This is a genomic window from Microvirga sesbaniae (assembly GCF_025460805.1).
Lineage (GTDB): Bacteria > Pseudomonadota > Alphaproteobacteria > Rhizobiales > Beijerinckiaceae > Microvirga > Microvirga sesbaniae.
Genome location: NZ_JAMXFJ010000064.1, coordinates 1 through 16,087 on the forward strand (window position 1 = coordinate 1; position 16,087 = coordinate 16,087).

At 60.9% G+C, this 16,087-nt stretch carries 11 protein-coding genes and 4 pseudogenes; 7 read left to right on the top strand and 8 right to left on the bottom strand.

Annotated features, from left to right (window positions below):
* Nucleotides 1-112: 112 nt before the first annotated feature.
* The 3 genes from OCW50_RS31335 to OCW50_RS31345 all read right to left on the bottom strand — a co-directional run bounded on the left by OCW50_RS31335 (nt 113) and on the right by OCW50_RS31345 (nt 2,983).
* Nucleotides 113-265: a hypothetical protein gene (locus OCW50_RS31335; protein WP_262300241.1), complete on the bottom strand. Its 153-nt coding sequence runs from the start codon at nt 263-265 to the stop codon at nt 113-115.
* 22 nt (nt 266-287) lie between these two features.
* Nucleotides 288-869 (bottom strand): ImuA family protein, encoded by a 582-nt coding sequence (locus OCW50_RS31340; RefSeq protein ID WP_262266497.1) that lies wholly within the window; start codon nt 867-869, stop codon nt 288-290.
* A 767-nt stretch (nt 870-1,636) separates the two neighbouring features.
* Nucleotides 1,637-2,983, bottom strand: coding sequence for a sigma-54 interaction domain-containing protein (locus OCW50_RS31345; protein WP_210805394.1), 1,347 nt, complete (start codon nt 2,981-2,983; stop codon nt 1,637-1,639).
* A gap of 169 nt (nt 2,984-3,152) precedes the next feature.
* Between OCW50_RS31345 and OCW50_RS31350 the strand changes: the two genes are divergently transcribed.
* The 3 genes and pseudogenes from OCW50_RS31350 to OCW50_RS31360 form a co-directional block, all read left to right on the top strand.
* Nucleotides 3,153-4,001, top strand: a complete 849-nt coding sequence (locus tag OCW50_RS31350; RefSeq protein WP_262300242.1) for an alpha/beta fold hydrolase — start codon at nt 3,153-3,155, stop codon at nt 3,999-4,001.
* A gap of 36 nt (nt 4,002-4,037) precedes the next feature.
* Nucleotides 4,038-5,663: an MFS transporter gene (locus OCW50_RS31355; protein ID WP_114947376.1), complete on the top strand. Its 1,626-nt coding sequence runs from the start codon at nt 4,038-4,040 to the stop codon at nt 5,661-5,663.
* An 89-nt stretch (nt 5,664-5,752) separates the two neighbouring features.
* A pseudogene (locus OCW50_RS31360) lies at nt 5,753-5,956 on the top strand (ISKra4 family transposase); the annotation flags it as partial.
* Between the two features lie 256 nt (nt 5,957-6,212).
* On the opposite strand, the gene OCW50_RS31365 reads toward OCW50_RS31360, so the two are convergent.
* The 4 genes from OCW50_RS31365 to OCW50_RS31380 form a co-directional block, all read right to left on the bottom strand.
* On the bottom strand, nt 6,213-6,719 hold the full coding sequence (locus OCW50_RS31365) for a GNAT family N-acetyltransferase (RefSeq protein ID WP_371823105.1): 507 nt from the start codon (nt 6,717-6,719) through the stop codon (nt 6,213-6,215).
* 808 nt (nt 6,720-7,527) lie between these two features.
* Nucleotides 7,528-8,460, bottom strand: coding sequence for a pantoate--beta-alanine ligase (gene panC, locus OCW50_RS31370; RefSeq protein ID WP_210805400.1), 933 nt, complete (start codon nt 8,458-8,460; stop codon nt 7,528-7,530).
* Nucleotides 8,461-8,468: 8 nt separating this feature from the next.
* The gene (gene panB, locus OCW50_RS31375) at nt 8,469-9,347 is read right to left on the bottom strand and encodes a 3-methyl-2-oxobutanoate hydroxymethyltransferase (protein ID WP_114947380.1); all 879 of its coding nucleotides are present in this window, start codon (nt 9,345-9,347) and stop codon (nt 8,469-8,471) included.
* A gap of 370 nt (nt 9,348-9,717) precedes the next feature.
* Complete coding sequence (locus tag OCW50_RS31380; RefSeq protein ID WP_210804895.1) at nt 9,718-10,083, bottom strand: integration host factor subunit alpha; 366 nt, start codon at nt 10,081-10,083, stop codon at nt 9,718-9,720.
* 482 nt (nt 10,084-10,565) lie between these two features.
* Between OCW50_RS31380 and OCW50_RS31385 the strand changes: the two genes are divergently transcribed.
* Nucleotides 10,566-11,600 (top strand): IS630 family transposase, encoded by a 1,035-nt coding sequence (locus tag OCW50_RS31385; RefSeq protein ID WP_262266495.1) that lies wholly within the window; start codon nt 10,566-10,568, stop codon nt 11,598-11,600.
* A 169-nt stretch (nt 11,601-11,769) separates the two neighbouring features.
* Nucleotides 11,770-12,171, top strand: a pseudogene (locus OCW50_RS31390) (transposase); the annotation flags it as partial.
* 316 nt (nt 12,172-12,487) lie between these two features.
* On the opposite strand, the gene OCW50_RS31395 reads toward OCW50_RS31390, so the two are convergent.
* Entirely contained in the window at nt 12,488-13,606 is a 1,119-nt protein-coding gene (locus OCW50_RS31395; protein WP_262300243.1) for an IS110 family RNA-guided transposase, read from the bottom strand.
* A 65-nt stretch (nt 13,607-13,671) separates the two neighbouring features.
* On the opposite strand from OCW50_RS31395, the pseudogene OCW50_RS31400 reads away from it, so the two are divergent.
* A pseudogene (locus OCW50_RS31400) lies at nt 13,672-14,592 on the top strand (IS701 family transposase); the annotation flags it as partial.
* 189 nt (nt 14,593-14,781) lie between these two features.
* Nucleotides 14,782-15,605: pseudogene (locus OCW50_RS31405) on the top strand (IS5 family transposase).
* Nucleotides 15,606-16,087 lie beyond the last annotated feature (482 nt).

The following is a 16,087-nucleotide window of genomic DNA, read 5'->3' on the forward strand; positions in this document are numbered from 1 at the left end:
CTTCTTGAAAATCAAGCACTTCAGGCGCATCGCTACCCGCTACGAACAGACCCCACGGGCGTTCCTGTCAATCCTTTGCCTCGTCAGCGCGTTCATCTGGACCAAATGAATGTCAACGCGCTCTAGGACCGGCGTTGATAATGTGCAGATCGGGGACCATGGCCTGGGCTTTGACAACAGCCATTCCCTCGATCAGGCCGACCTTTTGAGCGGCCGGACAGGCCGACGCAATCAGCCGGCGTGAGCCCTGCTTGATCACGGTCACAAGCGGCTTCTCGCGCGGGGGATCACCGAACTTGCGCCTGTTCCTGTCGGTCGGCCAGGTCGGAAGGTAGAGCGAGACGACCCTGCGCATCGCAGGCCTCCAAAATCCAGGAACGGGGTTCCGCACCCCGGCAGCGCACGAGTTCAACCTGCCAGCGGCCGCGTTTGAGGCCGCCAGCAGGAACAACCTCTGACGGGACCGGCGACACACGCCATCGCGTCGCGGCAGCGGTGGGAAGCTTGGTCAGGTCCCTCTGGGCGGCCGTCCACCAGCGCCGGATAACCAGGGCGGGAACGCCTGAAGCCTCCGCGGCCACGTGCAGGCGACGGGAGGCGGTGAGGCCGAGCCGGGAGACTTCACCGACGACGGCGCCGAGGTCTTTCTGATGGAGGCCCTCTTCGATGAGGGGCAGGGCATCGGCATCACGGCAGGTCTCGGCGTAAATGACACTATCCGGATGAAAGCCGACCTTCATCAGGCCAGGTGCGAACAGATCGCGCCGGGTCAGGCACCAGAGCACCGGGCCTTTGAGGCGGGCGGCAATCCTGGCTGCGAACAACGTGACGGTTCCAGCGAACTCCGAAGCGGGTCCTTCCTTGATCATCTCGTGCAGGGATCCAAGGGTAAGCCCTCTCCCGGGCAGGTGCCGGTCGAGCACAGGGACGCCAAAGGGCAGGGACTTGCGTGAGCGATGAGCCCCCCAAGCCTCTCGATCTGGCGCCTCAAGTCGTCGACGACTTCGCGCAGGGTAACCATCGGTCAAGCTCACCTCCCTCCTGCGTCAAAATAGAGCAAAACAGGAACACAGCGCAGAGTGGCTGCGGCGTGGCCCGGTGGCTGCCACCGTGACGGGGCATAGCAGGCCGGTCCGGAGCTGGGAGTGCCAACCGCTCGGATCTCTGCAGGCCCAGGGTACTGAGTTTGGTGGTTTCCGACAGCTTCAGCGAGGTCGCGGCGGTCCGCGCCCTCTGCCAGATCTTCAATCGCAAGGACCGGCTCAGGCAGAATGGCTGCGGCAGGTGCTCGGGGCCGCTATTCACCCCGCTGCAGCGTCTCCCTTCATCCCAAGCCTTTGTGAATGCAGCCATGGCCAGAAGCGGCTGAGGTACGGACCCGGAGCCGCTTGAGATCGAACACCTGCGCGTCGGGAGGCTGGTCGCGCTCAGGCCCAGCCAACCTCTGGATGTCCCGCTCTTCTGGCAGCAGAGCCGCATTGTGAGCCCTGTGCTGAGCCAGGTGACGCGTGCTGTCGTGCACGAGGCCCAAAGAGTGCTCGCTAAGGTCTGCTCGTGCATAAGGACTGGTCGCTTCAACCCTTCTCATTGGCACGTGGTCGTGGAGAAGTGCCCCGTCTAGAAGGCGCTTTCAGACTTACCTTGTTGATTTGATAATTCTGTAGAGTTGCGCGCGGCTGATGCCGAGCAAATCCGCCGCACGTTGTTTGTCGCCGCCTGTTTTCCTAAGAGCATCCTCCACCTCGGAAAGTTTCTGACTTTCAACCTTTTTCCTGAGAAACGCGTCGGATTGGGCAACAACCGCCGGGGAGGCATGAGCGGTGTCGCCGGAGAGTTGTATCTTGCCTGTCACCAAAAAGCGGAGAAGCACGCTCTCCAGCTCGCGCACGTTTCCTGGCCAAGTATGGGCTAGCAGGCGTGTCATGTCCGCTGGAGAAGGTCTTTGTACTTTCTTGCCTAGCTGATTGGCTACACGAGCCAGCAGCGCCTCGATGAGAAACGGCTGGTCGTCCCGCTCTCGCAGGGCGGGCACATGGACTGGCAGAACATCCAGTCGATAGTAAAGGTCGCGGCGGAAACGCCCACCATCCACGAAACGAACCAGCGGCTGGTTGGTCGCGCATATAATCCGCGCATCAACACGGATAGGGGACGTGCCTCCGACGCGGACAATCTCATTTGACTGCATAACACGCAGCAGGCTGCCCTGCAGATGCGGCGGCATGTCACCAATCTCATCAAGTAGCAACGTTCCCCCGACAGCAAGTTCAAACTTGCCTGGCTTGCCCCGGCTGCGCGCTCCTGTGAAGGCTCCTCCTTCGTAACCGAACAGTTCAGCCTCGATCAGCTCGCTCGGAATTGATGCACAGTTGATCCATACAAATGGCCCGGCACTTCGATGGGAGAGAGTATGGATCGCCTGGGCGGCCAATTCCTTTCCGGCACCGGTCTCACCTGTAATCAGGACGGGAACTTCGTGCTCAGCCGCAAGACGCAGCGTGTCCCGGTAGGCGGCTATCCGCTCTCCTTCTCCAAGAATATCGTCAAGCGAAAACTGTGCTGCCCAGGTTTGATCGCGCTGGTGGATTGCCAACCCGGCCTGCGCCATGCGGCTGTAGGTCCTCTTGAGGGCCTCCACATCGGAGAACAACGCCATTCCAACGGCGCCGATGATTTGGCCGTCCTGATAGACCGGCACCTGTTTGGTCACCAGCTTATGGCCCCGTACCTCGAGCGGGTATCCGACATGCGTGCCCTCCCCGCGGGCAACGAGGTGCAGACGGGTCTGGGACCCAACGACATCAGTGATATGCCGGCCGATGAAATCGACCTCATCTCCTCCTAGAAGTTGGCAATAGGGTTGATTGATCAGGACGATTCTCCCGGACGTGTCTACGACCACCAGACAGTCAGACACATGGTCAAGGACCAGGCGCAGGAACCGCGCCTCCGAGGAAGCCTCGAGCCAATTGGGCAGCGCCATTTCTCAGATTCTGGAATCCGTGTCTCAATATTGAGAATATAGCTTCCTCACTGGCGAGAGTCAAAATGAATATGCCGGGGCTCCCGCTGAAATAAGCAAACTAAATGAATAGCATAGGCAAGCCACAGTTTCCCTTGGGCGTCTTGGCACGGGATTTGCACTATGGCGGATGTCGAACATCGCAGGAGGTGCGATAATGATAGACTGCCAAGAACTGACCATTGGAGACACTGTGGTTCACGTGTCTGGATCAGGATACCCTCTCATCTTTGTGCATGGTTTCACCACGACCGCTGAGTTCTGGCGCGAGCAGGTGGTGGAGTACTCGAAAATGTACAAGGTCGTCAGGATCAACCTACCTGGGCATGGAGTTTCGCCTCGTCCTGAGAGACGGCGCTACACGATCGAGGCTTTCGTCGAAGACCTAGAACGGGTCTATCGGCACTTGGCACTTGATGAGGCCTTCCTAGTCGGCCTGTCGATGGGCGGAACCATTGCCCAGAGCTTTGCAATACGATTCCCCCACCTCGTGCGTGCTCTCGTGCTTGTTGGTGCAACATCACACGGGCTTGGACCTGATGTGAACGTCGACAACGTTCTAAGAGCCATTGAAAGCTTAGGGGTCGTGCAGGCTAGCAAGAGCGTGATTGAACGCTCCTTTGGCTCGTCGGCGCCCCTAGCTTTGATCGATTTCGCAAAGCACGAGGTTGCGCAGACACCAGACTTCGTGGCCCGTGAGGCGATTGCCTCTCTGAATGCCTCTGATACACGCGAACTCCTAGACCATATTTGCATCCCCACGTTGGTCGTAGTTGGCGACGAAGACGCCATAACTCCACCCCAGGAGGCAGAGCTTCTCGCCGCCGGAATCCCAGGCAGCGAACTCTTCATCATTCGGGGCGCTGGTCACTTCCCGATGCTCGAACAGCCGGACATGTTCAATCGTCGGCTGAGCGCATTTCTTGAGCGACATCGCGGTGACGCCACGCGCGTCGATGGGATAACAGCGTCAGCGTAGGCAACCCGCAACAATAAGCCAGTTCTGGAGGAAACAATGTCTTTACAAGCTGTGACTCATCTAGGCGCACCTGGCGCAACCATGCATCCTGCAAGAGATACCAAACGTGTCGTTTTCGCCGCCGCTCTGGGTACTGTGTTTGAATGGTATGACTTCTTTGTTTACGGGAGTCTCGCTGCATTCTTCGGATCACTGTTCTTCCCGAAGGGGAACGAGACGGCAGCATTGCTTGCGGCGTTGGCTACTTTTGGAGCGGGTTTCGTCCTTCGGCCCTTTGGCGCCATTGTTTTCGGGCAGCTGGGCGACCTTATTGGACGTAAGCACACCTTTCTCGTGACCATGCTCGTCATGGGCCTTGCGACGGCAGCCGTCGGCTTGCTGCCGACATTTGAGACGATCGGCTGGTGGGCGCCTGCTACCCTCGTTGCTTTGCGTCTGTTGCAGGGGCTGGCAGTCGGTGGTGAATTTGGTGGGGCCGTGACTTATGTCGCGGAACACTCTGACCCGAGGAGGCGCGGTTTCACGACGAGTTGGATTCAGATCACCGGAACGCTCGGACTGTTCTTGTCCCTCCTCGTGATCCTTATCTGCCGTCAGTCCATGTCGGCCGAGGCTTTCGTCGCGTGGGGCTGGCGTATTCCGTTTCTGGTGTCGATCGGACTGCTTCTGGTCTCGCTGTACATCCGGCTCAAGCTGGAGGAATCGCCGGTCTTTCAGCAAATGAAGGCCGAAAAGAAGACGTCCAGCAATCCAATTGCTGAAACCTTCGGCACGCGGCAAAACCTACGCATTGTCCTGATCGCAATTTTCGGCATCGTGGCCGGTCAGGCAGTCGTCTGGTACACGGCGCATTTTTATAGCCTGTACTTCATGACCTCGACCTTGAAGATGAGCCACGACCAAGCCTACATGTATCTGTTGATCGCACTGCTGCTCGGAACACCTTTCTTCCTTTTCTTCGGGTGGCTTTCGGATAGGATTGGCCGCAAGCGGATCGTGCTCACAGGCTGCGCGCTGGCAGCCCTGTTGTTTGTTCCTTTGTTCCATGGGCTTGTAGCCTACGGCAATCCGGCGCTTGCCGAGTTCCGCGCCAAAACCGTCGTGCACGTGCAGGGCAGTGATTGTCAGGACAATCAGTCAATCCTTAAGCAGGTTTTCCAGCCTACGGCCACAAACACCTGCACGCGGGCAAAATCTTTTCTCGCTGGCAACGCGGTACCCTTCGTTGTGATGTCAGGTGGCCCCGCGTTGAGGGTCAGTGTCGGTGAGCAGATGTTTGATGGATTTGACGAGGCGGCGTTACGGGCGGCTTTGCTGGCACGGGGTATGCCGGTCGATGCTGATCCAGAAAATATCCATGGTCCAATGGTGGTCGCGATCCTGTTCGTCATGGTCCTCATGGCAACCATGGTCTACGGACCGATGGGTGCTCTCCTTGTCGAACTTTTCCCGACGCATATTCGCTACAGTGGTGTGTCCGTCGCGCTCCAGTTCGGCAATGGGTGGATTGGTGGGTTCGCGCCATTCATAGCAACTGCCGTTAACGTAACGACCGGGAGCATCTTTGCTGGCCTCTGGTATACAGTAGCCGTAGCCGCCGCAACTGTTGTGATCGGGGCGCTGCTTTTGCCCGAGACAAACCGGAGGGATCTTGAAACTTAGTACTCAGTTTTGGAGGCGACCGCTCGCCCTGAGATACGAAAGGATGGCGGACGATGCGCCGCCATCCGCGCTGGCTGATTGCGGGAATTTACATCGACAGCAACGAGCCGAGCCTGATCAGTAATGGCGAGCGCCACCGGTCGTATGGATGGATCTCGTTGGCCTTTGTCGAGGTTACGAAGAATGCTGTGATCAGCAATCGTTTTGCCAAAACGCAGCAGATGCAGTGGAGCCGACGCGGGGCTCATATGCTCCTGCAGACCCCGACCAGTGCCTTGGAAAGCTCGCTTCGAGCAGCTCAGGATCATTGAGCGAATGGCCCCCCAGGTTCTGTTGCGCTGTCATCGCTCACGTCTCGCACTCTACGGCTCGGTCGTGAGCCGAGACCGTGGGAATCATCGACACAAGGTCCGACCAGAACCATTCTCGCACGAACGGCAGCGCGTAATCGGGGCATTTTGGGGAGCGAAGGATTCCCTCAGGGGCTTGTCTATGACTTAACCCATTGACAGAAACGAGGAGTGCGAACACGCCGTTGAGATCGGACTTTCAACCAGCGCGACGGAGCATGGGTGTGATTGGCGGCGAATTCCCAACCTGGATAGTCCCGAGAACCTGGAATCCATGCCGCTGGTAGAGCGGGATGTTCTTTGGGTTCGAAGATTCCAAGTAGGCTAGCGTGCCGTCCTCGTCACAAAGCCTGAGAGCATGCTTCAACAGGGCTGAGCCGTAGCCCTTGCCCTGCTGTGCAGGATTAACCCCGATCAACGGCAAGTACCAGTGCGGCTCATCGGGATGATACTGCCCCATCCGCTCGAACACGGCGAACAGAGTGTCCTGGTCCTCCTCCGGGAGGGTGCGCTGAAAGTGGCCCATCAACGCGTCTTCATCGGGCTGCACGCCCGGCGCCAGCCACAAAGCGGCGGCTTGTGCATCGCCGATGAAATGGGCCGTGCGCCGCTCAACGGCCGGGCCTCCAAAGATCCAGACAAGATCAGGGAAGTGCTTCAGATAATTCTCAGGGGCGGGATAGGTCCAGCGAGCGGCAGGGTCCACACTGAAAGCGAGAACGATCGCCGCAACGAGGCGGGACTGATCATCGATGCCTGCTGTCTGAACAGCAGCATCTGCCAGGGTGGAACTGCGTGGAGAGCCTCTATTCGCATTGCCCGTTCGAGCTTCAGCCGAGAAGTGGCTCCCGGGGCTGTTTGCCTGGCTCGGCATCAGTCTCTCCATCAAAACCGCGGTCAAAGACCAACCGGGAAAGTCGTTATCACGCCTAAGACGACCATCCGGTGCGTCTGAGAACAAATCTAACCAGGAGATTCGTTGCCCCAATCTGCCCCGGTAACCGCCAGCGCTGCTCCGAAACTGCTGAGAACTACGGCAGTGTGCTCCAGGATGAATTCGGGGCGTGGATCCTGGGGTGAGTCGCCAAGCGGTGCGAGAGTTAGAGGTGCCCCCCTCGGGGAACGCGCGGAGTGCGCCGAGAGCGTGCGACGGAAGGGATTGAGCGGCGCAATGACGGTGCCGAACGGAACTTCCTTCGTTTTGAGACAATCATTCACTGCCGCTGTCAGGCCCTGCGGGACAAACCAGTTCTCGGCCATTGTGAGATGCAGGGTATCACGCATGAGTTGACCCTTCCGATAATGAATGGTTGTGCCTGGGGCAGGTTCGAGAGCCATTACCACATTGTCGGGGGCGACCTAAGGCGAGAGCCGTTGACGGATCTCTGCGGTGATCGGCCCTTGGGACAGACCATGCTCCTCACACCAGGCCAGGAGCGTTTCCGTCGTCGTCGCACCAGAAGTCGGCCGGGTGCTGAGGTCGTAAGTAACAGCATGGGGCATGGAGCGGAGTGTCATGATGGCTGCGGCCCTTCCGCACTCATTCTCGCCTGGCGGCCGATCACATGCGAGGTCAACTCGAGTTCACGATCAGCCAGAGGTTTCGGCGGGATCAGGAGAACATTGTCGATCAGGCGCGTAGGTCCGACATAGGCGGCCACGCACAGAGCGGCTGGCTCCCCGACCAAGCCTTGGACAGCGTCCAAGGTCTCGGCATTCCGCAGCTCGAGATACTGCAGCTGGTCGACGTCGGTCATGACAGCCCGGGCGATCTCGATCAGGCGCTGGCTGTGGCGCTCCCCCTCCCCGTACGCAGCTTCCGCGGCGAGCAGGCCGCGGCTGAGGCAGAGCGCTCTCGTACGATCGGTCGGGCCGAGGTAGCTGTTACGGCTGCTGAGCGCCAAACCATCTGGCTCGCGCACGGTCGGAACCGTGACAATCTCGATAGGTAGGTTCAGATCCCGCACCATCTGCCGGATTACGGCGCATTGCTGAAAATCCTTCTGTCCGAAAAAGGCAACGTCCGGCTGGACGATGTTGAACAGCTTGCTCACCACGGTAGCCACGCCGCGGAAGTGTCCGAGCCGGACAGCGCCGCACAGCGGCTCGGCCACAGCGCCGGGCTCGACAGAGGTCTGGAAGCCGGGTGGATAGATCTCAGTGGCATCGGGCAGGAAGATCATGCTCACGCCCGCTTTGCGGCAGAGTTCGTGATCCTGCTCTATGGCCCGCGGGTAGCGGTCGAGGTCTTCGTTGGGGCTGAACTGGGTAGGATTGACGAAGATGCTGACCACGGTGATGTCGCAGCGGGCGACGCTCTCGTCGATGAGCGCCCGATGGCCCTCGTGCAGGAAGCCCATAGTCGGCACAAAGCCGACCCGCAGGGTGGAGGTTCGGTAGCCGCGCAGGCATTGGGTCAGGGGTTTGATCGTGCGGTAGGTGAGCATCAATGACCTCACGAGCGGGTGGAAAGATACGGTGTCCAGGCAGAAACTGTCGCCTGAACATCGGCCGGCAGGGCATAGGCCTCGGCAGAGGAAGGGAAGGTCCCGCTGCGCACGTCCTCGGCCCAATGAGCCAGGGCCTGCTGCAGCAGGTGAAAGCCATCAACATAGGTCCGGACGAACTTGGGCCGGTGCCCCTGCGTCAGACCGAGTACGTCATGCAGGACGAGCACCTGGCCGGAGCAGTGTGGTCCGGCTCCGATACCGATCGTGGGAATGCCCAAGGTCTGGGTGATCCGCGCCGCCAGCTCTACGGGGATACCCTCGAGCACAAGGGCAAAGCAGCCGGCTTCCTGGAGTTTGTGAGCGTCCTCTAGGATCCGGACTGCGTCGGCGGCTCCCCTTCCCTGCACCTTGAAGCCGCCCATGGCATGGATGCTCTGCGGGGTCAGACCAAGATGACCCATCACGGGGATCTCGCATTCCACGAGAGACCGGATCGTCTCGACCCGCTTGGCGCCGCCCTCCAGTTTCACGGCGGCGGCCCCGCGCTGGAGAAAGCCACCGGCGTTGCACAAGGTGTCTTCGAGGCTGAGATGGTAGCTAAGATAGGGCATGTCGGCCACGAGCAGAGCACGTGGTCTGGTCCGAGCCACCGCTTCGAGATGATGGTTCATCATGGCCATGCTCACCGGGAGCGTATTGTCGAAGCCGAGACAGACATTGCCAACGCTGTCGCCGACGAGGATAATGTCGACAATCGGATCAGCCAAATGCGCCGTCACGGCGTCATAAGCTGTCGTCATTGTTACCCGCTGACCATCACGCACCTGCTGCTGTAGCAACGGGATCGTAGTCGGCTGCTTGTCCATTGAAAGATGGTGGCTCATGAATTTCTACGCATTCTGGACATGAATGGGACAGTCCGTTTCACATTGATCAACAAGGCGGAGCCGATGTATCCCTGCAGCGGCTCTAGCTTCGGCCAAGCCGATCATTATTCTAGCGCTGAAGAGTCTTGCCGCACCCATGGTTGGCCGCTATCCACGTGACATGAGCCGGTTTCTCAGCGATGCGATCGCCGAAAACAGGACAGCGCCACTGATCACTCCGAACAGTGATGCTCCAACAACATGCGTGTAGACATTCTCCGGGATCTGCATCGAGAAAGAGGAATAGATCTGATGGACAACGCTCGCTGCGAATCCGGTTAGCCCGCCATAGCGCGAGCTGGCTGAGATACTCCAAGACTGCATTGACCTAAGATCCTGTGCCGTAGTGAGCGACCTTCCAACCATCAGCATCCCGTGCGTGGAGGCCGCTCCGTGGAGGTGACGCTCGGTTCAGCCGCGACTTGAGAACAGGCGAAGCGCTAAATTGGATGACCCCGCGAGGTTCAATGGGAACCTCCACCCCAGACTTAGGATTGCGTCCTAAGCGCTTGGCCTTCTTGCGCACCCTGAAAATACCGAATGACCAGAGTTTGACGTTTTCGCCGTCTTCCAGCGCGGTGGAAATCGTCTTGAGGACCTGATCAACCAGGTCTGCGGCATCATCCATTGTGACAAAGCCCTGTTGGTACACGGCTCGGGTCAAGTCGGCGCGCGTTACGCTCTTGCCTGCCATCAGCGCACTCCGGTCAGGTTGGAAAAAGGGCTGCCGTCGCAACCAGCCCAAGTTTGGGAGGAGCGACATACTCAGAGAAGCGAAACACAAGCGGGCTGTGGTTCGTGTACGTTCTTTAGCACATGTAGTCGGCATTTAAAGTCTTTGTCCGTTATGTAATCGATTTCGTAATTTATAACATCGGCTTACTGAGTGAGCTGTCGCCTGACAGACACACCTGCAATGCGTCTCGTTACCGAAACAGCCAAATACGACGATGCAGCGATAGGTAGTCCGTGCCACTTCAGGAATTCCAACGTTGAAATAGAATCCGCACCATCCAAGAGTCAGCGCTTCGCCATTTAGGACGAGGCCACGCGCGACACGGTGTGTGCTAGATTCAGGTATCAATGATGTCAGACAGCGCTTCAGACGGTTTCGGGAATTATTGATCCGGCTTGGGTGATCTTGAAATCTGCGGCTGGTCGATCCAGTTTGGCGGGATGAAACATGTTGACATGCGCAAGCTGCCCGCAGCCGCGCAAGAGGAGCGCCGCCGGCAGGTCGTCGGACTGCGCGAGAGCGGCCTGACCTATGAGGCCATCGCGGCGCAGGTGGGCCTGACCCGGACCGGCGTCTTCGATATCTGCCGCCGCTTCGGCGAGCAGGGTTTGGCCGGATTGGCCAGTGGGCCGCGCGGCCCGGCACCCGGCACGGGTCGCTTTCTCGAGGCCGAGCAGGAAGTGCAGGTCCGCGCTCTGATCAGCCGGCACACGCCCGACGAACTGGGCCTGCCCTTCGCCCTGTGGAGCCGGGCGGCGGTGCGGGAGCTGATCGAACGGCATTGTGGCGTCCGGCTGGCAGTGCGCACGATGAGCACCTACTTGGCGCGCTGGGGTTTCACGGCCCAGAAGCCGCTCCGGCGCGCCTATGAGCAGTCGCCGAAGGTAGTGCGGCGCTGGCTGCGGCAGGACTACCCGGCCATCGTGGCGCAAGCCAGACGGGAGAAGGGCACGATCTTCTGGGGGGATGAGACCGGCCTACGCTCTGATGATGTACGCGGCCGCAGCTTCGCCCCACGCGGCCGGACGCCCGTCGTGCGCCCCAGCCACAAGCGCGCGGGACTGGGGCTGATCTCGGCTGTGACCAACAAGGGCGAGTTGCGCTGGATGGTGCTCGATGGCGCCATCAAAGCCCCGAGCCTGATCCGCTTTCTCGGGCGGCTCATCCAGGATGCCGACGGCAAGGTGTTTCTGATCTGGGACAACCTGCCGGCTCATCGGGCCCGGACGGTGCAGGACTGGTTGGCCGCGCGCACGGAGCAGATCGAGGTCTTCTCCCTGCCATCCTTTAGCCCTGAGTTGAACCCGGACGAGGGCCTGAACGCCGACCTGAAGCAGGCTGTGACGCGCAAGCCGCCCGCCCGCGGCAAACCCGAACTTGAACGTACCGTCATCAGCCATATGGGCCGGCTCGCCAAGTTGCCCAACCGGATCCGCAGTTTCTTCGGGCATCCGTCTTTCCGTTATGCCGCGTAGTTCAAGATCGCCCCAGCCGGATCAATAACCGAGCCATCGGCAGCGTCGGGGGACAACCAGGAATTGACCGCGTTGTCACCCGGCATAGTGTTTGCTGCTTACATTAGCACTACAGTTGCACCTGCCGCTCATGGGCTCATAATCTGCTGATTTGACCCAGGAGGCTGCCATGACGGGTGTAGCCATCGAGCAGATGCTCGAGCTCTGGTGTGTGGAGTTGCGTCAGGTCAAAGCGGATCTCCAATCCCTGTTTGCGCATCCCAGCGTCGCTGCCTCCGCGGCCGCCTTCCTCGACGGGTTACTTGGGCCGGAGCGGCGAAAGACCGGCTGGATGCGGGCGGAAGCCGCGGGTGATCCGGGGCCCTGGCGTCAGCAGGCGGTGCTCGGCCGCAGCCACTGGGACGCCGATGCCTTGCGGGACATGGTGCGTGACTACGCGCTCGAGACGCTCGCCGCACCCGGGGCCGTGCTGGTGATCGACGATACCGGCTTTCTCAAGCAGGGCCAGCACTCGTGCGGCGTCGGTCGCCAGTACACCGGATCAGCGGGCAAGATCGCGAACTCTGATGTTCGTTGTCAATGAGCCTGGACGTGGGTGTGCAACCCCGATGCAGGAACAGGGCCAGGCCGGATAAAGCGATTGCGCAGAGCCGGAGACAGAGCCGTCAAGACGACGGTTGAGCAAACTCTGATGCGCGGGTTGGCTACCGCATTTCCGTGTGTTCGTCCGGGGCTGCCTCGCTCTGTCAGCGGGCGTCGATGAAGGCTCATCGGCCACACAATTCGCTCGAGGGTTCCCCACCGAGGCCCTGCCTCCGGTGCTGCGCAACTGCCGATGTCACTCCCAGCTGATTGGCCCTCCGCAAGGATCGTGTGCTCGTTCGGCTCTAGGCGGCCGAGCGCGGCTCGACTTCGCGCCCAATCGCCCACAGGAACGCTGCCATCTCGCGGGCGATTGCCGTGGTGACCACGGTCTGGCGCTTGCCCGCCGCCATCAGCCGGCGATAGCGGGCGCACAGCCGCACCTGCGCCTTCCAGGCAATCGCCCGCACGACGGCCGGCAAGCCCTCCTGGCGCTCCTGCAGCAGCCGGCTCATCCGGGCCGGAAAGCGATAGGTCCAGGCGCCCTCGATCAGCACCCGACGAACCCGTGGGTTGCCCGCCTTGGTGATGCCACCGCGCCGCACTCGCTCGCCGGTCGAGCTCTCGCACGGCACCAGGCCGAGATAGGCCATCAGCTGGCGCGGGCTCTCGAAGCGGCGCACATCGCCGATCTCGGCCACAAAGGTCACCGCCGTCAGCAGCGCGACCCCGCGCAGGGCCTGATACGCCTCCACCACCGGTGCCATCGACCAGGTCGAGACCACCTCGGTGACCTGCTGGGTCAGCCGCGCGAGACGGGTCTCGGCCTCCTCGATCGCTTTGCGGTATTCCTGCAGGACCAGATACTGGGCCGGATGCTCGAAGATGAGTTCGGCCAGCCAGCGGGCATGGGCCCGGGTCCAGGGCTTGCGGCCGGAGAAGATCCGCCCGTGGCGCAGCAGGAAGGATTGCAGATGCTGGCGCTTCTCGCGCAGATCCTCCATGGCGGCCTCGCGCGCCCGCACCAGTTCGCGCACCGCCTCATGGCCGGGATCGGGCACCCAGATGGCGGTCAGCTCGCCGGCCCGGTGCAGCCGGGCCAGGGTGAGGGCATCGCGGCGGTTGGTCTTGACGCGCTCGCCCGGGCGCTTGGGGATCAGGGATGGGGCGATCACCGCACACTCATGCCCGAGCGCGGAGATCTGGCGCTGCAGGCCATAGCCGGTCGGGCCAGCCTCATAGCAGAACAACAACTCGCCGTGCCGGCTTGCCAGCTTGTCGATCAGGCGCCGCACCGCCTCGGGCGTGTTGTCGATGTCGCCAAGAAAGCGGATCTCGCCCTGGCGGCCGTCCTCGGCTACGGCGACGGAGATCTTCAGTTTGGATGTATCCAGACCGACAAACACTTTGCTCTTCTGCTGCATGGCTCGTCCCATGTGCGGGAGGCTCGGCGCCGGCCCATCCGGCGCAACCCTCGCTCATCGCATAGTGTGGACGAGCCACCTCCGCCGGCAACGAACATACGGTCTGTCAGATCGGAGTGTTTGCCGCTTACGTCTCGGACAGGGGCTGCGCCTTCATCGACCGTCAGCTCTATCTGCCGCAGGACTGGACCAACACGCCCGAGCGCCGCACCGCCGCTCAGGTGCCCGACGGCATCGGCTTTGTCACCAAACCCAAGATCGCCGCACAGATGATTGCGCGGGCGATTGCCGCCGGCGTGCCGTTCGATTGGGCGGCCACCGATACGGTCTATGGCGTAGGCCGGCTCGAGATGCAGCTGCGCCGGGCCGGCAAGGGCTATGTGCTGGGTGCTCATGCCACCGATCAGTTCTCCTCCTGGATCGACAAACCCGAAGTGGCCGGCACGGCAGAGCAGATTGCGCAGGCTCTTGCGCCCGAGGCGTGGACGCGCCTGTCGGCGGGCGACGGGACTAAGGGAGCACGCCTGTACGACTGGGCTTATGTCGAACTCGCCGATCTCGCGGTGGAGGAATACAACGAGGCTCTCACCGGTCTGTGGACGCGCGGCCTGCTGATCCGACGCAGCCTCTCTGATGAGGATCTGGCGTTCTTCTCGACCTGGTGCCCGGCCGGCACGCTGATCGACACGCTGGTGCGGGTCGAGGGCCAGCGCTGGGCGATCGAGGATGCATTTGAGACGGCGAAGACCGAACTGGGGCTCACCCACAACGAGACGCGCTCGTGGCATGGCTGGCACCGGCATGTGTCATTGGTGATGCTGGCGGTTGCCATGATGGCGGTGGTGCGCGAGCGCGCCAACCGCTTCACCTCACCCCAAAAAAGAAAAGACGAGGCCAAGCTCCAGCGCTGGTGCGATGGTCTGTCCAGGAAATCCGCCGCGTGGCCACACGCCTCCAGCAGCGCCGGATCGAGCCTGCCCTCGTGATCGCCTGGTCCGCGTGGCGGCGAGCGCATCAAGCGATGGCGCAAGCCTCACATCGCAAACGAAGGGTGCAACTGTAGTGTTAGAGGCTGGTGAGCAATTTTATTGCTCGATGTAAGTACTTGATTCAGAATAGGTGTGGCTGGACCGCTGCGGCGGATGTGGGCCGTTTAACGATCCGGGAGTCCCGCCGTGGATGCCTGTTCCTACGCCACCGATCTCAACGATGCCGAATGGGCACTGCTTGAGCCTCTTGTTCCCCGCAGCCATCCGGCCGGGCGACGGCAGACCTATCCGTTACGGCGCATCGTTGATGCGATCTTCTATCTGCTGCGCACCGGCGCCCAATGGCGGCTGCTGCCGCATGAGTATCCCCCGCGTGGTGCCGTCTTCTACCATTATGCCCGGTGGCGCGAGGATGGCACCTGGGAACACGTGACCCAAGCCTTGCGCGAGAGTTACCGCTGTCAGACCGGCCGCAATCCTCAGCCGAGTGCAGCGATCATCGACAGCCAATCAGTGAAAACCTCTGAGATGGGCGGACCGCGTGGCTACGACGGTGCCAAGAAGGTGAAGGGCCGCAAGCGCCATCTGCTCGTTGATACGCAAGGCAATCTGCTGAGGAACAGCGTGCAGCCCGCCGACATTCATGATCGCGCTGGAGCCGAACTCTTGCTGGAGGGGCTGCAGCATCTCTTCCCGGCCATCGAGCTGATGTGGGCCGACACGGCTTATCGTGGATTGAAGGATTGGCTGTGCTGAGCGCTCGGATGGAAGCTGTCCATTCCGCAGCACTGGTGGAGCGGAGGCACCTGGATGCGGGCTGACGCAGAGCCGCCAACGCGACCGAGCGGCTCTCAGGTGCTCGCGCGCCGGTGGGTTGTTGAGCGGACCATCGCCTGGTTGACCACCAACCGGCGGCTGGCCAAGGATTATGAGCGGCTCATGGCGAGATGCTGCTTTATCTCGCCATGAGCCGCATCCTGCTGCGCCGCCTCACGCGAAAGGAACGATAATTGCTCACCAGCCTCTAAATGCATATTCGCTCCCTTCGGGTGAGCCTACGCTGTCCTGGACGATGCGGCGCGTCTCCTGGGTAATCGGTGACCGGTTGCTCCTCGCAGACTATCCTATCCCTTTCCTCGACGTGCCCTATGAAAGAGGCGCAACTGCCGTAGATGCGACATATCCGTGCTTCCTGAGTTTCTGCTCTGCTCGTCAAGGGAAGCGAGCCAATGTGCAAGTAAGTTTATCATTGAAACCTCCAATTCGTGGCGCCTCTAAGCAGGATCAGTGCTAGTTAGTTTGCACATGCCAGCCCGAGCCCGAGTCAGGCCAAAAGCCTGCCCTTGTTACCCGGACGCCGCGATGCTGTACCGCCCGCAGTTTTTGAGACACCGGATTGAAGCCTACGCGGCGAGGGCCGCGGATGGAAGCAGGTTGTGCCGGACGGCTTTCGGCGTCTGAAATCCGTGCCGGGCTATCAGCCAGGTGGAGT